The organism is Flavobacterium artemisiae (assembly GCF_042678225.1).
Classification (GTDB): domain Bacteria; phylum Bacteroidota; class Bacteroidia; order Flavobacteriales; family Flavobacteriaceae; genus Flavobacterium; species Flavobacterium artemisiae.
In genome coordinates, this window is sequence record NZ_JBHUDZ010000009.1 from 253,717 (window position 1) to 274,469 (window position 20,753).

A 20,753-nucleotide genomic window follows, 5' to 3' on the forward strand; every position below is an offset into this window, starting at 1 on the left:
ATTAAAATCTAAAATCTAAAATCTAAAATCTAAAATCTAAAATCTAAAATCTAAAATCTAAAATCTAAAATCTAAAATCTAAAATCTAAAACCTAAAATCTAAAATCAAAACCCTCTCTGTCTTTTTGCTTCAAAAATTAAAATTGCGGCCGCAACAGAAACATTCATACTGTCGATTTCTCCCTGCATCGGAATGATGATGTTTTGTGTAGCTTCTTCGCGCCATTTCCGGGTTAAACCCGTTGCCTCTGTGCCTACAACTAAAGCAGTTGGAGTGGTAAAATTTTGTGTATGATAAGAAGTCGAATTCTGAAGCGTAGCCGAATAGAAATTGATCTTTTTTTCTTTTAAAAAAGCAATAATTTCTTCTGTTGTTCCGACTGCAATTTGATTGGTAAACAAACAGCCAACGCTGGAGCGAACAATATTCGGATTGTATAAATCACTTTTTGGATCTGCGATTAAAACAGCATCCAATTTGGCGGCATCTGCGGTGCGTAAAACAGCGCCGACATTTCCTGGTTTTTCCAAAGATTCGGTAACCAGAATCAGCGGATTTTCGGATAATTTTAAATCCGATAATTTTAAAGATTTCGTTTTGGCTACAGCCAGAATACCTTCTGTTGTATCTCTGTAAGCCAATTTTTGATAAACTTCTTTATTGATTTCAATTAACTGAAAAGGATTGCGAATCAGTTTGTTGATTTCGGATTCTGAAACTAGGTCTGCTAAAAATAAAACCGTTTCGATTTCGTAACCGCCTTTTATGGCAAGTGAAATTTCGCGTTGTCCTTCAATCAAAAAAGTTCCAGTTTGTTTTCGGGCTTTGGATTTTTCCTGAAGTAAAACCAAAGATTTTATAAACGGATTTTGAACTGAAGTGATTTGTTTCATTTTTTTAAAGGCTCAAAGTTGCAAAGAGGCAAAGGTACAGAGTTTTTTTCTTCCTGCAAGCTTTTAAAACCTTGTAGGTTTCAAAGTTTTTTTCCGCCACGAATTCACAAATTATTTAGTTTCGAATAATAACTAATTCGTGAATTGCTTCGTCAGTTCGCTATCGCTCGGGTAGTGGAAAAAAAACAAACTATTTCTCAAAAACTTCTTTTACTTCTTCTGCAACAGGATGATCAGTTGTAAAAGTGTAACCTAACAATTTTGCGATAGTCTGCGCAAACTGTTTTTGATAGACTTGCGAATCCGTTTTTATTTCGCCTTTTGGGGCAATTTCTGGACCGATTGCTGCAAACCAGATTTCCGATGCTCCAACAACATCAGCACCGTGATCTGTCCATTGTGTTTTGGTTTTATCGCCTCTTCCGTGATCTGTCGTAATAAAAATCGTTGTTTTGTTTTTGTACTGCGGATCATTTTGAATGAAATTCCAGATTTCTTGAATCCATTTGTCAACTTGATTCGCTGCGTCGAGATAGGATCTATAATGTCCGTGGTGTGCCCATTCGTCTGTTTCGCCGTATGAAATATATAGCACTTTTGGTTTCTTGGTTTTTAACTCATCCATTGCCTGATAATGTGTAAAAACATCCAAACATTCATCTTCATGAAAAGGTTTAAACGAATTATCACGCATTTCGTTCAGTAATTTTTGAGCAGCTGTTGGTTTATTTCCGCCGACTTTATCAAAAGCTGAAATGACAGGAAAGCCACTTCTTTCTTCATTTAAAATTCTATCAAAAGCATCCCAAGCGCCAAAAGCGGCTACTTTTCCTTTTAGTTTAGATTGTTTGTTTAGAAACTCCAAAACATTCACATTCGGATTAGGTTTGTAGCCATTTGAGTTTACAGCAAGATCCACATTTCCGGTCATGATTTCGCTGTAACCAGGATAACTAAACCAATATGGGTTTGAAACATCGACTTTATTTCCCAATTCGCGATTGCCATAAATTTGTCCTTTAGCCGCAATTTCGGACCATAGAAAAGGCATGATTTTTTCGCGTGATTTTTTTAAATCAGTATCAAAGAATTTCTTATAGATGTAAGCGCTGTCGCCTTGGTTGAATTTTTTATCATTAGCGATCGTTTTGTCAACACCTTTAAAAAGCTCCTGCCATCTAAAACCGTCTGTGGTTATAATGATAATGTTTTCTGTTTTTTGAGCTTGAGATTTCCAGCTTAATAAAATGAACAGAATTAGAGTTACTTTTTTCATTTTTTATTAGTTTGAAATTATATCTATTGATTTTAAATTTATTTCAAAACTACCTAATTTAATTAATCAATTTTTACAGGATAACATAATGTAACTATAAATTAATAGAAGTCTCTATTGTGTATCGTTAAGAGAGTTAACCTTAAAAATTAATTGTATTCCAATTGGATTTTTTTTCGATTTTGGATATATTTCTCCGTTTACTTTCTTCTCAAATTCTTTCATAAGATCTAAATCCAAATCATCTCTTACAGCAAAAGTTATTTCGTTCTTTTTCTTTTTTAACTCAAACTGAACCATAATTTTTCCCGGTTTTTCTGAGGTTTTGAATAAGTCATCAAATATTTTTTCTGTCTTTTCAATAATTAGTTTTAGGTCTTCAAGAGAACTATTTTCTATTAATTCTGCATCAGAATTTAGGAAAACAACCTTTTCAAGTTTTGTTTCTTTTATACCTTTTGAAACAGAATCGATAACTTGTCCATTCTGATATTGAACTACAGCCGAATTGCTGTTGTCCAAAAGAACATCTGCTCTCGGAGCTTCGTCCAACCATAATAGCGTCAAATCTTTTCTTAAGAGATTTAAAATGTAATTATGATCTTTAGTTTCGACAATAAGCAAAGGCTCTTCAATATCAAAAGAGATTACAGACCAGTAATATTGTAATTCTTTTTCATTTGCTTTTCTGATTGTATATTCGCCTGAAACTTCTTTTTTAAACTCGTTCCAGATTATTTTAGAATCGTCAATTGTCTGGCTTATTTTTCCATCCAAAACCAAATTGTCAACATGAAATTGAACTTTTCCGCCTTCAATTTTTTGAATGTTTTCATTGTCTTTAAAAGTCTTCCATAAAACGGGACCGATAATTAAATTGCTCTTGAGAAGTTTGAAATCACTATTATTTGATAAATTATCGGAAATTAATTTTTTGGCTTTTTCAAGCGTTTTTGGATCACAGTATTTATAAACAACTCCTTTTGGAATTGCTATGGTTTCTTTATTTTGGGAAAAACTGGATAAATTAATTAAAAGGAATAGAATAGAAATTATTTTTTTCATAACTTATCATTTTCTAATGATTTAATTCTTTTTTCAAGTTGATTAATTTTATTTTTTTGTTTTTTAATAATTGACAATTTTTCATTCTCTTTATTTTTTTTCCCATCCTTTACAATTAGATAATAAAAATAAGAAACGATTAGGCCAAGCGAAAGACCAATTTGTTCCCAGTAATTTCTATTTTCAAAAAAATAGAGAGATTCTTTAAAAAAAATAATGGAGAATATTAATAGACTACAAAAAAGAGTAAAACCAAAAAAGAGGATTAGAATATACTTAATATAATAATATAAATTCTTTTGTTCATTTTTAGTAGAAGAGTGCCAATCTATTTTTTTATAAAAATAATTGACAAAAAAATATAAGCCAATAATTAATCCGATTTTTGAAATAAATTCATAATCCATTTTACTATATTAAATTTTTACAAAATCCCTCTAGACTTAATTTCCAGATACTTATTGATAGCATCCAGTGTCAGGTTTTCAGGTTGTGTCAAAACCGTATGAATTCCGTATTTTTTTAATTCATTAGCAATAAGACGTTTCTCGAACATAAATTTTTCAGCAATTACTTTATCGTAAATTTCCTGAATCGTTTCTGTCTTTTTATTAATGATCGAATTAAGCTCTGTATTCTGAAAGAAAACCACAACGAGTAAGTGACTTTTTGCAATTCCTTTCAAATAAGGCAATTGACGATTAAGTCCGTCCATTGTTTCGAAATTGGTATACAAAATAATCAAACTTCTCTGATTGATACTTTTCTTAATGTCTACATACAAACGGCTATAATCACTTTCAAAAAAATCAGTTTTTACATTGTATAAAGTTTCCAATATTTTCTGCATTTGCGAAGCCCTCTTTTCTGCAAAAACTCTATTTTCAACCTTTTTTGAAAAAGTAAAAAGTCCGGCTTTATCTTGTTTTTTCAGAATTACATTAGACAAAACCAAAGACGAGTTAATAGCATAATCCAATAAACTCAAGCCGTCAAAAGGCATTTGCATCACACGCCCTTTATCAATTGCCATATAAACAGATTGCGATTTCTCATCTTGAAACTGATTGACCATCAAAGCGTTTTTCTTTGCGGTCGCTTTCCAGTTTAAAGTTCTAAGATCATCACCTTGAACATATTCTTTGATTTGCTCAAACTCCATTGTATGGCCAATTCGTCGAATTCTTTTGATTCCGTATTGAAATAAATTATTCGAAAACGCCAGTAAATCGTATTTTCTTAATTGGATAAAAGAAGGATATGTAGGAACCATTTTGTTTTCTTCGAACTCATATCGTCGAGAAACCAGTCGTAACGGAGAAGAAACATAAAGGTTTAAGGCTCCAAAATGATATTCTCCTCTTTCGGTCGGGCGAAGATCATAACCAAATTCTTTTTGGCTGGAAGCTTTTACAGTCTTTAAAATTTTAAAATCGCGAACTTGAAATTGAAACGGAATTTCATCAATTACTTTTACCAAAATACTAAAGGTATAATGGTTTTTAATCACAATCGTAATCGGATTTAAATCTCCGTTTGAAAGTTTTTCTGGAATTATTCTTTCGCCTTCAATTCCCGTTTTATTTATGTACAAAAGCAGTATGTCTATTGCTGTAAATGTGCCAAGTACAAGTATAAGGTACCAAACAGCATGATATAAATTTGGGAAAATAAAAGCACACCAAAACAATCCGATAATGCCGATAAGCACATAGAAAAAGAAATTATTGAGGTAAAGGCTTTTTATGAAATTCACTTTTTTTTGTTTCAGATTGGTCTTAGTTTTTAGTCATACTTTTAAATTTCAATTTTCATTATAAAAATGAAAACCGAAACCAAGATTTATCTCGGAATCTCAACAGTTTCAATAATCTGTTTGATGATTTCTGAGCTTGTAATTCCTTCCATTTCGCGTTCCGGAGTTACAATTACACGGTGTTGTAATACAGGAATTGCAGCATCTTTAATGTCTTCTGGTGTTACAAAATCACGTCCGCGAATAGCAGCAAAACCTTTCGAAGCATTCAAAATTGCAATTGAAGCACGAGGCGAAGCTCCCAAATATAAAAAGGCATTTTCTCTGGTGTTAATTACAATTCGGGCAATATATTCTAATAAATTCTGCTCTACTCTGATTTGTTTTACTAATCCTTGGTAGTTTTTAATTTCTTGTGCAGAAAGTATCGTTTTAATTCCTTCTAATTTTCCGTGATCTTGTAATTGATGTTCTCTCTGAATAATTAAAATTTCTTCGTTTAATTTTGGATAATCAATAGTGATTTTGAAAAGAAAACGATCCAGCTGAGCTTCTGGAAGTCTATAAGTTCCTTCTTGTTCGATAGGGTTTTGAGTGGCAATTACCAAAAACGGTGCTTCTAATTGATAAGCCGATCCGTCAATTGTAATCTGGCGTTCTTCCATAACTTCAAAAAGAGCTGCTTGCGTTTTAGCGGGCGCACGGTTAATCTCATCAATTAAAATCAAATTAGAAAAAATCGGTCCTTTTTTAAACTCAAATTCCGAGTTTTTTAAATTGAAAACCGAAGTTCCTAAAATATCAGAAGGCATTAAATCGGGTGTAAACTGAATACGGCTGAAACCAATATTTAAGGTTTTAGATAACAATTTTGCGGTAATTGTTTTAGCAACTCCAGGAACGCCTTCAAGTAAAACGTGCCCGTTGGATAAAATCGCAACCAAAAGCTGATCGACCATTTTGTGCTGGCCTACAATAACGGTTTCAATTTCTTTTTTAATCGTATTTACATGATCCAAAAGCGGACCCAAATTAATTCTGGTTTCAAAATTCACATTTTCATTTGTGATTTCGCTTTTTGTTGTATTGATGTCGTCCATGATTTGGTCTTTTTTTCTTTATAAATATAAGGTTAACTTCTTAGTTTAAAATTTTTTCTATTGCGAGATTAATTCGAATTAAATCTTCTTCAAGATTTCCGTGATAACTTTTTCGGTGTTCATTAATCAAGAAAACAAGATCTTCAATATCTTTACTATCTTTTCCTGTTTTATGATGCAGTTTTTTTATCAAATTATCATCCAGATTATTAGTATCAATCAAATATTCGGTTCTGATTTTTTCAAGGAAATAAATGATTTTTTTATCAATAATATTCGTGTGATCTCCTTCTTGGTAATATAAATTTCCGATTGTTTTGGTAAAATCGACCGTTAAATTTGGAAGCGGTTTTATAATCGGTACAATACGCTGCTTTCTTTTGACATTAAACAAAACAAAAATTAAAATTCCGATCAACGATAAATACCAAGCCCATTTTAGCGCCGGCTGACTAAGGATGTAGCGTAAAGGGGAACCAGAAATAGAATCCTCTTCATATTTTGTGTAAAAGAAAACATCATTTTTCGGCAGATATGACATTACATTTTCGGCATATTTAAAATGATTTGCCTTAAGCAGATTGTAATTCGTAAAAGCTACAGGCTGTGTATGCAGGTAAAAATAACCGTCATGAAATGGAATTTTAATAAAATTGATACTTTTTTTATTGTTGGCACTTTCTTGATATCCTAAAACAGTGGTGTTTAAAGTGTCAATTTTAGAGAAAAAATAACCTTCGCCAGTATTAAATTGATACTTCAGTTTGCTTAGTTTTTTATTTGCCATCCAAATAGAAACATTCTTTGTTGGAAGAAAATCGGTTTTTAATTCAAGTTTTAAAGAATCGACAAGCAGTTTTGGAAACGTTTTCATACTTAAAAAAGCATTGTTTCCCTTAGATACAAATTCAAAAATTTCTTTTGCAGATTGACTGTCAATATTTTCTTCTTCAGAAATGTTTAAGAAAGTTCCTTTTATCAAATACGTTTTTACATATGTGTTCAAATATTGGTTTTCGTCTTGATTTTCCTCATCATTTATATAAGATTCATTTACTTTAGAACTTAAAAACTCATAAGGAGTCTGCGTTGTAATTCTTTCAATATTTTGATTCTTAAATAATTTTTTGGCTTCATTGTCAAACACGTATAAACCAAACGGAATTTTATCGTTTACCGAATAAGTTGGTGTCCAGTCAATTGGTTTTGGATTGCCTTTGTCTAGTACTAAAATCAGAACGAAAATAAAAACCAGAACAGCAATGTATATTTTTATAGTCTTATTCATTACCAAAGGTTTTTAAAGCATTTTTAAATCGGTTTTGAGTTTTAAGAAACGTTGTTTCGTCAATTTCAAATTCACCGTACCAAATATAATTGTACAGATACGATAAATACATAAACTCCTCTTTGTGCGCAGGGCGTTGGAGTTCGTACAAATAATCAGAATTTGTTTTTTCGATATCCCATTCGATATAATGGTTTTTAGCCATAACTTTTAGCAGCCATAGATAATAGTAGCGTACTGCTGCACGTTTTTCGCCAGAAGCAATGCTGTCTTTTATTAGTTTTTCAAAATCTAAAAGATGAATATTTTTTTCTGCATCCGTATAAAAAATAGTTTTCTTGGTGCTGTCTTTACCAAAAATCCATTTACCTTCTTTATTAAGCAAAGCTTTGACAATAAAATAAATAATGACAACAATTACAGCTACGGCTATAAATCGAATTAAAATTCCAACAAAATCCAAGGCTGCTTCTGAAGTCTGGAAATGAAATAAATTCCTGAAAACACTAGCCAGCCACTCTAAAAAGTGATCCCACCAGTTTTTTTCGGGTGCTTTGTATTCGTAAATAAAATCAGAACCCTTATAATTTTCTTTGAAGTTTTTCTCAAAATGTTTTGCGGTAACTGGATTAGAATCAATTCTGATATCTTTTTCAGTATATTTTGTGCTTCCTATTTTTGGAGGATCCTGAGTAATAATAGTATCTTGAGCACTAACAATATTGCAGTGTAAAATGAAATATAAAAAGAAGAAAAATTTATTCATTTAAAAGGCTGTGATTAATTTGATTTGGCGCTTAACTGTAATTTTTTGTGAACAATAAAAGGATAAACCAAATAATAAAAAGAAATAATTCCTAATGTAATTAAGATGATACCGCTGCTTAACCAGTTGGGCATATCTATAGAATAGCGTGTTATAAAACCTTCTAGAAATCCGGCACTGATTGTAAAAGGAAAAGTACTTAGGAATATTTTAAAACTATTTTTAAAACCGATTTTAAAAGAATTGATTCTAGAAAAAGTTTTAGGAAATAGGATAGAAGCTCCTAAAATGAAACCGGCTGTTGTTTCAATAACAATAGCGAAAATTTCCATGGAGCCATGAATCCAGATACCTCGGACACTCTTCCAGAAAACGCCATGTTCGTAAAAAAAGTACTGAAAAGCTCCCAGCATAATACAATTGGACATCGAAATATAAAAAGTACCCAAACCGCCCAGAATGCCGTACAAGTAACATTTTGCACCCACAACGAGATTATTCATCGTGATTCCGATAAAACTTCCCCAGTTAGAACCCGTGCCGTAAACTGCTACAGGATTCCCTTTTTTGATATTCTCTAAGGTCATATTTACATAGCCATCGGACAAAATTAATCGGACGAAACCTTGATCGTATCGCGCCGAAATAACTCCAATTAAAACCGTTGTAAAAAATAATACAAAGGCATAAATCAAATATCTTCTGTACTGATACATTAAAAGCGGTACTTCGATCTTAAAAAAATACACGAGCATATTTTTTTCAGTACGTTTGGTTTTGTAAATTTTCTGATAAATCTGCGAAGCCAAATGATTTAAATATACAACCGTCTTACTCTTAGGGTAATACGTTTGAGCATACGAAAGATCATTCATCATTTGAATGTACAAATTAGCTAATTCATCAGGATTTTTCTTAGCTTTACCAAAAATAGCTAGCTCAAATTCCAGCCATTTTTCTTTATTTTGTTTTATAAAAGCAATTTCTCTCATTGTCCGCTAAAATATAAAATATGTCAGAATTATCTATTAATACAACACAAAATGTTAAAATAAATTTCATAGCGGCTTCTGCAGGCGAAAGACTTGGGGCTTACTTTATAGATCTGTTTATAAAAATCTGCTATATAATAACTATTTTAGTGTTGTTTTTTTCTGTTTTTAAATTAGAAAGATGGTTTAATACTTTAGACGATTGGTCTGTCGGAGCTATTTTTATTATCTTCTTTTTTCCGATAATGATCTATTCAATAACCTTAGAAAGCATTTTTGAAGGACAGTCGATCGGAAAGAAAATTGTGAAGATTAAAGTAGTTAAAATTGACGGTTATCAAGCAGGTTTTGGCGATTACTTAATTCGCTGGTTCTTCAGAATGATAGATTTCAGTTCTTTTTATGGTTTAGTCGGATTTATTACGATTATAACAAGCAAAAAATCGCAGCGTTTAGGTGACATGGCGGCGGGAACTGCTGTAATTACATTAAAGAATAAAATTAACATCAGCCATACCATTTTAGAAGAAATTGGAGATGCTTATGTGCCAACTTATCCTTTAGTAATAAAACTTTCAGATAACGATGTCCGAATTATAAAAGAGAACTTTCATAGAGCTGAGGCCAAAAATGACCACGAAGTTTTATATAAATTAGTTGCCAAGATTGAAAGTGTTACAGGAATAAAAAATCAATCCGGTAACAGCAGTGATTTTCTTCGTGTTATTATAAAAGATTACAATTTTTACACACAAAACATGTAATCTTTAGAATTATAAGTTACGGATTATGAGTCGCATTGATTCTTGTCATTGAATTGATTTTTGAAATCGAAATTAGAATTACTTAACAACTTTGTAACTTTGACCCTTTGCATCTTTGTAACTTAAAGAAAAAAAATGTTTCACTTACTAGATATTATTGGGACAATGGCATTTGCTATGTCTGGCGCATTAACCGCAATGCATAAAAAATTAGATCCGTTTGGGGTTTTTATTATTGCATTTGTAACAGCAGTTGGAGGCGGAACATTGCGAGACGTTTTAATCGGTCGTACGCCTGTAGGATGGATGCGCGATATGCAATATGTTTATGTAATTATTCTGGGATTCTTTTTAGCTATTCTTTTCAGAAAAAGTTTTGATAAACTTAGAACTTCTTTGTTTTTATTTGATACAATCGGTTTGGGTGTTTTTACTTTAATCGGTTTAGAAAGAGGACTTCTTACAGGACTTCATCCCGCAATTTGTATCGCTCTTGGAACCATGACAGCTTGTTTTGGCGGTGTAATTCGAGATATTTTGTGTAATGAAATTCCAAACGTATTTAGAGAAGAAATCTACGCTACAATCTGTATTTTTGGTGGCATCGTATTTTTTGGTTTAAGAAAATTAAATCTAAACGATGATGTTTTGTATCTTGTAACTTCGCTGATCATAATCGCAATCCGATTAATGGCTGTAAAGTACAAATGGCATTTAAAAGCATTCGATCATAAATAATTTTTTAGTGAAAAACTACATCGTAAAAAAATACCACAAAGATCATTTTGATTTATGGAATAAATTTGTCGCCGATGCCAAAAACGCGACTTTTTTATTTCACAGGGATTTTATGGAATATCACGAAGATCGTTTTGAAGATTTTTCACTTTTAATTTTTGACGAAGAAAAATTAAAAGCAATTCTTCCAGCCAATAAAAAAGGAGATATCCTATATTCGCATCAAGGTTTAACATATGGCGGACTACTATTTTTGGAAAAATTAAATGGTGAAAAAATTGAGATTATTTTAGATGAGATTTTAAATTTTCTAAAGCTAAACGGTTTTAAAACATTTTATTACAAACCCATTCCGAGTTTTTATTTTACAAAAGGAAATAACGAAATAGATTTTTTCCTTTTTAAAAGAAATGCTGTTTTAGAACGCAAGGAAATGAATCTGGCATTAAATCTGCAAACACCGCTTCATATTTCCAAAAGTAAAATGAAGCATTTCAGACGCATCGAAAATCTGGATTTGGATATTGTTGAAGAAACTGATTTTACTACTTTTTGGGACGAAGTTTTAATACCGCGATTATCAGAAAAATTTAATGTAAAACCTGTTCACTCCAAAGAAGAAATAACGCTTTTGCAGACAAGATTTCCGAAACATATTAAGCAGTTCTCTGTTTATCAAGAGGATAATATTGTTGCTGGAATCACTATTTTTGAATCCAATGGAATCGTAAAATCGCAATATGGAGCAACATCAAAAAAAGGAGAAGCAGTTAGAGCGCTTGATTTTTTGTTTATTCATTTAATATTCAAGTTTAAAAGAGAAGGAAAACGCTTTTTTGATATGGGAATTGTAAACGAAGAAAACGAGAAAGGCTATAATCCAGGTCTTTTAAAGCAAAAAGAAGAATTAGGCTGCACTATTTATAATCAGGATTTTTACAAAATTACTTTATAATGATTTCTTTTCTCGATCTTAAAAAAATAAATCAACCTTATGAAACTGCTTTTCAGGCAAAACTGAAAACGGTTTTAGAAAATGGCTGGTATATTTTAGGAAAAGAAGTCGAAACATTTGAAAAAGCTTTCGCTGAATATTGCCAATCAAAATACTGCATCGGAACAGGGAATGGCTTAGATGCTTTAGTTTTAATTTTTAAAGGGTATATCGAACTCGGAAAACTGCAAAAAGGCGACGAAGTAATCGTTCCTGCAAATACTTATATTGCCAGTATTTTAGCCATTCTACAAGCCGATTTAGTGCCGGTTTTGGTTGAGCCAAAATTGGAAACCTACAATGTAAATCCAGAATTAATTCAGGCTAAAATAACCTCAAAAACAAAAGCCATTTTAGCTGTTCATTTGTACGGACAATTGGTTGAAATGGATCAAATTAATCAAATTGCTTTTCAGAATAATTTAATTGTAGTTGAAGATTGTGCGCAAAGTCACGGCGCTAAAAACAATCTCAAATCTACAATCTCAAATCTACAATCTGCAACCGCATACAGCTTCTATCCGGGAAAAAATTTGGGTTGTTTGGGCGACGGCGGTGCGGTTGTGACAAATGACGAAGAACTTTCGAAAGTTATTTATTCTCTTCGAAATTACGGTTCACAAAAAAAATATCACAATGAATTTCAAGGTGTAAATTCTAGATTGGACGAACTTCAAGCAGGTTTTTTAAACTTAAAATTACCCAATTTAAATACCGATAACGAAAAACGCAGAACGATTGCAAAACGTTATTTAGCCGAAATAAAAAATGAGAAAATAGTTTTACCGTTTTGGGATTTCTCCGACAATCATGTTTTTCATTTATTTGTGATTCGCATAGAAAATCGCGAAAAATTACAAGAGTATTTAGCTCAAAATGAGATTCAGACTGTCATTCATTATCCTATTCCGCCACACAAACAAAAGGCTTTTTTAGATTGGAATAATTTGTCGTTTCCGATAACAGAAAAAATTCATAATGAAGTTTTGAGCTTGCCGATAAGTCCAGTTTTGACGGACGAAGAAGTAAGTTTTGTGATTGAAACTTTAAATAAATACTAAATCGTGTCTGATAAAAAAGCATATCAGCAGATTTTAAAAGCAACTTCGATATTTGGAGGCGTTCAGTTTTTTACGATTTTAATTTCGATTATCCGAACCAAATTAATTGCTGTATTTATCGGTCCGGCCGGAATGGGAATTATCGCTTTACTCAATTCAACTTTAAACATTATTACCAGTATTTCGGGTTTCGGAATTGAAACCAGCGCAGTAAAAAGTATTTCTGAAAATTATAAAAATGAAGACATAAAAACGGTTTCCAAAACTATTCAGATCATTAAAAAAATTGTCTTTTTTACAGGGATTTTCGGAATGTTGCTTACAATTGCTTTTTCAAAATTTTTGAGTGAAATTACTTTTGGAGATTCAAGCCAGACGTATACTTTTGTTTTAGTTGCTGTTACGATATTATTTAAACAATTAACATCGGGTCAATTGGCTGTTTTGCAAGGATTAAGACAAATAAAGTTTTTAGCAAAAGCCAATTTGTTTGGAAATATTTTCGGTTTACTTTTTTCGATTCCGCTCTACTATTTCCTGAAAATTGATGCAATAGTTCCCACATTAATTGTCACGTCATTAACTGCTTTAATTTTTTCTTTTTTGTATTCTAATAAAGTTAAAATTGAAAAGGAAAAAATTTCAAATGACAACTTATTTTTAGAAGGAAAATCAATTGTCAAGTTGGGTTTTATGCTCACAATCAGTAGTGTATTAACTTTATTGTCAACTTATTTAATTCAGATTTATATCGGAAAAACAGGCAGTTTAGAACAAGTTGGTTTTTACAATGCAGGTTTTACTTTGCTCAATTCTTACGTCGGAATTATTTTTACGGTTATGAGCACCGATTATTTTCCGAAACTTGCATCTATTCATTCTAATAATCCTAAAGTTAGAGAAAGTGTTTCGCAGCAAGCGTTTGTTTCAATTTTAATTATCACGCCGATTATTGTTTTGTTTTTGGCTTTAGCAGATTTTATAATTCCGATTATTTATACTTCAAATTTTGATGCTATAATTCCGATGGTATGTTTTGGGATTCTAGGAATGCTTTTTCGTGCCGTTTCCTGGTCGATGGGATTTATTTTAATTGCAAAGGGCGATTCTAAAATCTTTGTAAAAACAGCTTTCGGATTTAATGTTTTGTCTGTTTTAATGAATATTGCAGGCTATTATTTTTACGGATTAGAAGGTTTAGGAATTAGTTATGGTTTGTACTTTCTATGTCATTTTATCGGATTAAAAATCATCACCAAAATGCGTTATAATTTTTATTTTGAAAACGATTTTTACCAAACCTATTTAGTGTGTTTTATGATTTCCGGATTGGCTTTTGGTTTTAGATATATTGAATTTACAGCATTAAAGTACAGTTTATGGGTATTAATGATTGTAATTTCGTTTGCATTCAGTTTGCATCAAATGAATAAAAAAATGAATTTAAGCGAAATATTTACTTCATTTGTAAAGCGAAAAAAGAAATAAAATGCTACAAAAAAGCTACAGAAAATACCGTTCTTTTTATCAAAAGCTCCGATTTTACTATTCTGTAAACTGGACAAAAACGCTGTATTTTAACTTTAAAAAATTCCCTTTTGAAACGGCAAAAAAACTTCCTGTTTTCTTTTATGGAAAAGTTAAATTAAACAATATCTCTGGAGAAATTCAGCTTGACGGAAAAATCCAAAAAGGAATGATTGGTTTTGGACAGCCGTATGAAATGAATACCGTTCATCGCGGAACAGCAGAAATAATTCTTCTAGGGAAACTAGTTTTTAAAGGAAAATTTCAGTTCGGAAAAGATTATTTCCTTTTTGTAGGCGAAAATGCACTTTGCGTTTTAGGAAACATGGCATCGATGGCGACGGGTGCCAAATTAATTTGTACTGAAAAAATTGTTCTCGGGGATTATGCCCGTTTCGGTTCAGAATCACAAATTATTGATACTAATTTTCATGATTTAATTGATACCCAAACAGGTGAGAAGTTTAAAAAATCGGCTCCAATTTTTGTGGGCAGTTATAATTTTGCGAGTAATCGAGTTTCAATTCTCAAAGGAACTCAAACGCCCGATTTTTGTACGATTGCCTCAAATAGTTTATGCACAAAAGATTATAAACCGTTAGGAGAAAATGTCTTAATTGGCGGTGTTACAGCAAAATTACTCCGAAATAATATTTCAAGAGACTGGCAGGGAGAAAAACAGCAATTAGATAATTTTCTGACGATTTAAAAAAATCCGTATAAATCCGCGTTTTTACGAAGTAAATCGGCGTCATCCGCATTCTTATTTTAGACGCAGATTTTTTACATTTTTTTTAAGTGAAAAGAATTCTCAAACGTTGTTTTATTTCTAAAAAAATGTAGTTAAGTAAAAGCTTAAAATTACCAGTTTTGTAAGCCAAAATCATTTCAAAATGCATTCTCTTTAAAATCGCTTTGTGTTCAATTTTTGTCCGATTTAACCGAATTGCTTTTTTGATAATCAGGTAAGTAGAGTAATTTATTTTTTTAGAACGAGAATCATTTTTAAGATAAAAGTGCGTTCCTAACGAAGCTTCACTTATTCTTTTCTGCATTAGAATTTCATCAATATAATCTACTTCGTATTCACGCGAAGCCCTGATCCAAAGATCTAAATCTTCATAAGCCAGATTTTCGTCGTAACCTTTTAAATCCTCAAAAACAGTTCTTTTTACCATTGATGAAACCGAGCAAATACTATTTCCGCCAGAAATAACACTTAAATAAATATCGCCGGTTTTTCTTTCCTCGATTGTTTTTTTGTTCGAATTGACAGGAAAATAATAAGAACTATGTTGGCCAGTTTCAGTAATCAATTCGGCATTTCCGTAAACAATTCCGAGATTTTTAAAACTGCTTTCTTCAAAAGCTTTGATTTGATGTGAAATACAATTTGGAAGTAAAATATCATCACAAGCGAGATCAATTATAAAATCACCTTTTGCTTTTTTTAAAGCTTTGTTGAACGATTTCGTGCTTCCTAAATTTTTTTCATTAATAATAAATTGAATTTCAGGATAATCCATACGCCAATTCTGAATGGTTTCTACAGAATAATCCGTACTAAAATCATCAACAACAATTAACTCAATAAAAGGATAATCCTGATTCAGAACCGAATTTAGACTTTCAACGACAAACCTTTCGTGATTGTAGCACAAGCAAATAACGGTAACCAAAGGTTTATGCTGCATTTTGTTTTTTATTTTACCATTATGATAATAAAGGAATTAAGATTTGAGTTCATTTATACTGAAACTTAATTTTGTTTTATTTATTTAGAAAAATTAAGCCAAAGCTTTATGCCGCTGAATGTCTTAATGGTTCTAAATCTTTATTTTTATTTTAAAAAGTTATATTTGATACGAAAATAAGAAATCACAAAGAGAATGTCTCAGAAAAAAAAGAAAATTGCTTTAATTGGTTATCGTCTCAGCGGAGGCGGAAGCGATAAAGTAATGGCAAATTTGTCTCTTTTTTTTGAAAAACAAGGTTTTGAGGTTGATATAATTATTGTTCTAAACGAAGTCTCTTTTCCATATTCAGGGAAATTGGTAAATCTTGGGTTGCTTAAAAACAAAAGCAACGGATTTTTGAATAAATGGAAAAGGTTGAATGCGCTTCGAAAATATTTGGAACAAAATCAATTTGACTTTATTATTGATTTCCGATTTCGGACAAAGATTTTACAGGAACTTATCCTGTCTCGTTTTATCTACAATACCAAGACGATTTTTACGGTTCACAGTTTTTTGATCGACCATTATATGCCCAATAATTCTTGGTTAACAAGATTAATGTATAATCATTGTTTTGCCAACGTTGCGCTTGGAAATGAAATGAAAAACTTGATTGAAGAAAAACATCAGCTGAAAAACATAGTTTCGATTCCGAATCCTGTTTATTTAGAAGAAATTCTTGAAAAAGAAAAAGAAAATTGTGAATTGAAATTCCATTTTATTTTGGCTGTCGGACAATATGAAAACGAAATCAAACAATTTGATAAACTTATTTTGAATTATGCAGATTCTATTTTACCGCAAAAAAATATTCATTTGGTGATTTTAGGGAACGGTGATAAAACCCGACTTGAAAAAGTTATTTCAGATTCAAAAATGACTGATTTTGTGCATCTTTTAGGCTATCAAAATAATCCGTTTAAATTTATGAATAAAGCACATTTTGTAGTTTTAAGCAGTAAAAACGAGGGTTTTCCAAACGTTATTTTAGAATCTTTGGCATGCAAAACTCCCGTAATTTCTTTTGACTGCGATTTTGGACCAAGAGATATAATCGAAAATTCTAAAAACGGAATTTTAGTAGAAAATCAAAATTGGCAAAAACTAACCGAAGCGATGAACGAAATGATTGTAAATGAAAATTTGTATGAAACCTGCAAAGAAAATGCATTTGAAAGCGTACAAAAGTTTTCATTAGAAAAAATTGGACAGCAATGGCTATATTTACTGAACTCAAAATAAAGATATGACAACTATTCAAGATATTTCTTTACTCAAAATTCCTGTAGTTGAGGATTTAAGCGGTAATTTGGCTTTTGTAGAAAAAGATATTCTACCTTTTGAATTCAAACGTGTTTATTATCTTTTCGATGTTCCAAGTTCTGCTTTTCGAGGCGGGCATTCGCATATTGAACAGCATGAAGTTTTGATTGCTTTGAGCGGTAGTTTTGAGGTAACCGTAAACGACGGAATAAATAAAAACAGTTATATATTAAATAAACCCAACGTTGGTCTTCATCTGCCGAAAGGAATTTGGCGCGAATTGGAGAATTTTTCTTCGGGCGCTGTCTGCTTGGTTTTTGCTTCAGATGTTTTTGCAGAATCTGATTATATCAGGGATTTTAATGATTTTTTGACTTCTAAAAAATGAAACTGCTTTACCTTGTTCCAAAAATAAAAAACGCCGGCGGAGTGGCGAGAGTTATCTCTGTAAAAGCCAATTATTTTGCAGAACATTTTGGTTATGAAGTTCATATTTTATCTCAAAATGAAGAATCAGAACAGCCATTTTATGATTTTGATTCAAGAATTTCTTTTCATAATATGATATTGAAAGGAAATGTTTTTCAATTCTTTTCTTCTTTCAAAAAAAATGTAAATCAGAAAATTAAAGAGATCAATCCAGATATTATTTTAGTTGCTGATAATGGTTTAAAAGCTTTTTTGATTCCGTTTATTATACAATCAAAAACTCCACTTGTTTTTGAGGCGCACGGTTCTAAATTTGTTGAAGAACAAGTTCCAAAAGCAGATTTTATTTCAAAATTTATTTCAAAAATAAAATATCGTTACAAAGATTTTTCTGCGGGAAGATTTACCAAAATCGTTGCATTATCACAAGAAAGCCTGCAGGAATGGAATGTCAAAAACGGAATTGTAATTCTGAATCCTTCTTGGATTAAAACGGACAAAAAAGCAGCTTTAAGAAACAAAAAAGTTGTAGCTATTGCCCGTTATTCTTATGAAAAAGGATTGGATCGTTTATTATTAATTTGGGAAAAAGTAGTAGAAAAGCATCCAGATTGGACTTTGGATATTTATACCGATGATAAAAAAACTTTGACTGAAATTGTGATCGATCTAGGAATTTTGTCTACGGTTCATGTTCACGATTTTATAAAAAATATTGAAGAAAAGTACTTGGAATCTTCGATCTACGCAATGACTTCTCGCACAGAAGGATTTCCGATGGTTTTAATCGAAGCAATGAGTTTTGGGATTCCATGTATTGCTTTTGATTGTCCTGTGGGACCAAGAACGATTATAAAAGACAATGAAAATGGGTTTTTAATTCCAGATAATAATTTTGATTTGTATGTCGAAAAGCTTTCTGTTTTAATGAGTAATGAAGAAATAAGAATCGAATTTGGAAAAAATGGAAAAGAAACTTCAAATCAATTTTCTATTGAAAAAATCATGAATGATTGGAAAGCATTTTTTGAACAGATTGTTATGGTTTAAAATATTTTGTTGTTTATAATGTTTCGTTCTGCCTTGGGATGTATGATTTTCTGTAAATAGTAAACTCCTCTGGAGTTTTCTTTTGGGTATTTTTATTCAAAACTATTTATTCAAAACTATTTATTGAAAACCTTCTGGTTTTCTTGGGCTTTTTCTCTAAATTATTCTTTGGATGAAAATTGACAGCTATTAAAAATACCCCAGCGGGGCAAAATATTTATAGAAAAAATGTATTCGTTTAACGCAAAAAGCCCCAGCGGGGCGACATATTTCTTAACGTTTAATATTATTCAAATTAGAAAAATAACCCAATTTATAAAAATCAAAAACAAATAAATAAGGCTTTTGCGAAAGCAGATTTTCTTCATACTTCTTTTTGTTTTTTAGAAAAAGAAAAGAAACAAAACCAGTCATTTTAAAGGCTTTTAAAACTTCAAAAGCCTTAATGATTTTGCTGTCGTTTTTTGAAATTTTATTTTCATTATAAAGAAAATGAAGATTTTCTAAAGCCGTTTTGGTTTTATTCAAAAACAATTCTGAAGTTTCAAGATTCAAATGATAAGTTGGATTTTCGATTTTTGAGATTTCAATTTTATTTGATTTTAAAACAGAAAAGAAAACCAAATCTTCGTAACCGTATTTCGTTATAGATTCATCAAAAGGAAACTTTAAAAAAAGTTCTTTTTTAATCAATAAATTAGAGGTTAGAATAGATTGAGTTTCTCTTTCTTTACCGTAAACCCAGCGTAAAAACTGTTCTTTTTCTGGTTTTTTATTTTCATACAAAATCCCGCCAAAAAACACTTTTTTAGCATTTTTTGAAATCTTGTCAATATAATTGGAAATGAAGTTTTGGTGTACAGGAAAAGTGTCACAATCCAGAATCAAAAGCCAGTCGTATTTTGCTTTTTGAGCTAGAGAATTAATGTTTTTTCCTCTTCCTAAATTGATTTCATTTATAAAAAACGAACCATTTGGGAGCGAATTAATTTTTTGATTTTTTAAGTTTTCTGATGAATTTGAAGCATCATCCTGACAAAGGATTTCATAATTAATACCACTTAAATTACATTGCGTTGCTAATTCGCTTACTAAAGAAAAAGCATTGTAATTATAGACCGGAATTAAAATAGAAAGCATTATTACACGCTTCTTTGCACCACTTCGAAGATTCTTTCGTCTTCACATTTCAATGTTTTAGAAGGGAATTTCATTAACAAAGCATAATCGTGTGTTGCCATGATAACTGTTTTTCCGGCAGCGTTAATTGCTTTTAGGACTTCTAAAACTTCAGAACTTGTCTGCGGGTCAAGATTCCCTGTTGGTTCGTCGGCCAAAATAAATTCAGGATCATTAAGAAGTGCTCTGGCGATTGCTACTCTTTGTTGTTCTCCTCCAGAAAGTTGGTGAGGCATTTTGTTTACAAAATCTTTCATGCCGACTTTGTCCAAAACTTCATCAATTTTGTGCTCCATTGCATCTTTTTCGTGCCAGCCTGTAGCTTTTAAAACAAAAAGCATGTTGTCTTTTATAGAACGGTCTGGAAGCAATTTGAAGTCTTGAAATACAATTCCGATTTTACGTCTCAAAAACGGAATATCATTTTCTTTTATCGTTGCCAAATCAAATTCAACGATATGTCCTTCACCTTCAATTAACGGTAAATCAGCATATAAAGTTTTTAGAAAACTACTTTTTCCAGAACCAGTTTTTCCGATGATGTAGATAAATTCACCATGATTAACGTCTAAATTAATGTGAGAGATAATTTTTCTTCCTTCTTGATATATAGTGACTTCTTTAAGAGATAGTACGGTCTGTGGCATAATAAAATTGATTTGAATGGTAAAAGTACTAAGTTAACGTTTGGATTCAAAATAATTTCTTATGAAAAACTTAAAAAATTAAACCATATATGCAATATAAGTTCATTTAATTAAAACACGCTAAAGTTTCTCCGCTTTAATAGTAACTGATATCACTTATAGGATTTTAAAATATTTGTTTTAGAAACTTTGAGAACCAATATTTTGAGATTGATATGTTAAAAA

General features: G+C 31.2%; 21 protein-coding genes. 9 read left to right on the forward strand and 12 right to left on the reverse strand.

The annotated features are described in order from the left end of the window. Positions 1-105: 105 nt before the first annotated feature. The 9 genes from ACFSC2_RS10245 to ACFSC2_RS10285 form a co-directional block, all read right to left on the reverse strand. Entirely contained in the window at positions 106-894 is a 789-nt protein-coding gene (locus ACFSC2_RS10245; RefSeq protein ID WP_379814078.1) for a TrmH family RNA methyltransferase, read from the reverse strand. Positions 895-1,084: 190 nt separating this feature from the next. After that, positions 1,085-2,170, reverse strand: a complete 1,086-nt coding sequence (locus ACFSC2_RS10250; RefSeq protein ID WP_379814077.1) for a phosphoglyceromutase — start codon at positions 2,168-2,170, stop codon at positions 1,085-1,087. A gap of 114 nt (positions 2,171-2,284) precedes the next feature. Further along, positions 2,285-3,235, reverse strand: a complete 951-nt coding sequence (locus ACFSC2_RS10255; RefSeq protein WP_379814076.1) for a hypothetical protein — start codon at positions 3,233-3,235, stop codon at positions 2,285-2,287. After that, the gene (locus ACFSC2_RS10260; protein ID WP_379814075.1) at positions 3,232-3,642 is read right to left on the reverse strand and encodes a hypothetical protein; all 411 of its coding nucleotides are present in this window, start codon (positions 3,640-3,642) and stop codon (positions 3,232-3,234) included. Before ACFSC2_RS10260 ends, ACFSC2_RS10255 begins: the two co-directional genes overlap by 4 nt. 17 nt (positions 3,643-3,659) lie before the next feature. Then, on the reverse strand, positions 3,660-4,991 hold the full coding sequence (locus ACFSC2_RS10265) for a DUF58 domain-containing protein (protein WP_379814074.1): 1,332 nt from the start codon (positions 4,989-4,991) through the stop codon (positions 3,660-3,662). Positions 4,992-5,077: 86 nt separating this feature from the next. Then, entirely contained in the window at positions 5,078-6,091 is a 1,014-nt protein-coding gene (locus tag ACFSC2_RS10270; protein WP_379814073.1) for an AAA family ATPase, read from the reverse strand. 40 nt (positions 6,092-6,131) lie between these two features. Then, positions 6,132-7,379: a DUF4350 domain-containing protein gene (locus ACFSC2_RS10275; protein ID WP_379814072.1), complete on the reverse strand. Its 1,248-nt coding sequence runs from the start codon at positions 7,377-7,379 to the stop codon at positions 6,132-6,134. Next, positions 7,372-8,145, reverse strand: coding sequence for a DUF4129 domain-containing protein (locus ACFSC2_RS10280; RefSeq protein ID WP_379814071.1), 774 nt, complete (start codon positions 8,143-8,145; stop codon positions 7,372-7,374). The genes ACFSC2_RS10275 and ACFSC2_RS10280 overlap by 8 nt, the downstream gene beginning before the upstream one ends. 14 nt (positions 8,146-8,159) lie before the next feature. Beyond that, positions 8,160-9,137 carry a stage II sporulation protein M gene (locus ACFSC2_RS10285; protein ID WP_379814069.1) on the reverse strand — a complete coding sequence of 326 codons (978 nt, stop codon included), beginning with the start codon at positions 9,135-9,137 and terminating at the stop codon, positions 8,160-8,162. A gap of 20 nt (positions 9,138-9,157) precedes the next feature. Between ACFSC2_RS10285 and ACFSC2_RS10290 the strand changes: the two genes are divergently transcribed. The 6 genes from ACFSC2_RS10290 (at position 9,158) to ACFSC2_RS10315 (ending at position 14,930) form a co-directional block, all read left to right on the forward strand. Further along, a complete protein-coding gene (locus ACFSC2_RS10290) occupies positions 9,158-9,901 on the forward strand; it encodes an RDD family protein (protein WP_379814068.1) in 744 nt (247 codons plus the stop codon). A gap of 135 nt (positions 9,902-10,036) precedes the next feature. Then, on the forward strand, positions 10,037-10,639 hold the full coding sequence (locus tag ACFSC2_RS10295) for a trimeric intracellular cation channel family protein (protein WP_379814067.1): 603 nt from the start codon (positions 10,037-10,039) through the stop codon (positions 10,637-10,639). Positions 10,640-10,646: 7 nt separating this feature from the next. Then, complete coding sequence (locus tag ACFSC2_RS10300) at positions 10,647-11,594, forward strand: FemAB family protein (RefSeq protein WP_379814066.1); 948 nt, start codon at positions 10,647-10,649, stop codon at positions 11,592-11,594. Next, positions 11,594-12,694 (forward strand): DegT/DnrJ/EryC1/StrS family aminotransferase, encoded by a 1,101-nt coding sequence (locus tag ACFSC2_RS10305; protein WP_379814065.1) that lies wholly within the window; start codon positions 11,594-11,596, stop codon positions 12,692-12,694. The genes ACFSC2_RS10300 and ACFSC2_RS10305 overlap by 1 nt, the downstream gene beginning before the upstream one ends. Before the next feature lie 3 nt (positions 12,695-12,697). Continuing rightward, on the forward strand, positions 12,698-14,182 hold the full coding sequence (locus tag ACFSC2_RS10310) for an O-antigen translocase (RefSeq protein ID WP_379814064.1): 1,485 nt from the start codon (positions 12,698-12,700) through the stop codon (positions 14,180-14,182). Position 14,183: 1 nt separating this feature from the next. Next, entirely contained in the window at positions 14,184-14,930 is a 747-nt protein-coding gene (locus ACFSC2_RS10315; RefSeq protein ID WP_379814063.1) for an acyltransferase, read from the forward strand. Between the two features lie 85 nt (positions 14,931-15,015). Here the strand turns inward: ACFSC2_RS10315 and ACFSC2_RS10320 are convergent, their stop codons facing one another. Continuing rightward, positions 15,016-15,915, reverse strand: coding sequence for a glycosyltransferase (locus ACFSC2_RS10320; protein ID WP_379814062.1), 900 nt, complete (start codon positions 15,913-15,915; stop codon positions 15,016-15,018). Between the two features lie 195 nt (positions 15,916-16,110). Here ACFSC2_RS10320 and ACFSC2_RS10325 point away from each other — a divergent pair, with 195 nt between their 5' ends. Genes ACFSC2_RS10325 through ACFSC2_RS10335 form a run of 3 tightly spaced genes read left to right on the forward strand, consistent with a single transcriptional unit; the run spans position 16,111 to position 18,702 of the window. Beyond that, positions 16,111-17,202, forward strand: coding sequence for a glycosyltransferase (locus ACFSC2_RS10325; protein ID WP_379814061.1), 1,092 nt, complete (start codon positions 16,111-16,113; stop codon positions 17,200-17,202). A 4-nt stretch (positions 17,203-17,206) separates the two neighbouring features. Next, on the forward strand, positions 17,207-17,611 hold the full coding sequence (locus ACFSC2_RS10330; protein ID WP_379814060.1) for a sugar 3,4-ketoisomerase: 405 nt from the start codon (positions 17,207-17,209) through the stop codon (positions 17,609-17,611). After that, complete coding sequence (locus ACFSC2_RS10335) at positions 17,608-18,702, forward strand: glycosyltransferase family 4 protein (protein ID WP_379814059.1); 1,095 nt, start codon at positions 17,608-17,610, stop codon at positions 18,700-18,702. Before ACFSC2_RS10330 ends, ACFSC2_RS10335 begins: the two co-directional genes overlap by 4 nt. A gap of 273 nt (positions 18,703-18,975) precedes the next feature. On the opposite strand, the gene ACFSC2_RS10340 is transcribed toward ACFSC2_RS10335, so the two are convergent. Both ACFSC2_RS10340 and ACFSC2_RS10345 read right to left on the reverse strand, forming a co-directional pair. Continuing rightward, complete coding sequence (locus ACFSC2_RS10340) at positions 18,976-19,842, reverse strand: glycosyltransferase family 2 protein (RefSeq protein ID WP_379814058.1); 867 nt, start codon at positions 19,840-19,842, stop codon at positions 18,976-18,978. A 2-nt stretch (positions 19,843-19,844) separates the two neighbouring features. Beyond that, positions 19,845-20,528 (reverse strand): cell division ATP-binding protein FtsE, encoded by a 684-nt coding sequence (locus ACFSC2_RS10345; RefSeq protein ID WP_379814057.1) that lies wholly within the window; start codon positions 20,526-20,528, stop codon positions 19,845-19,847. Positions 20,529-20,753 lie beyond the last annotated feature (225 nt).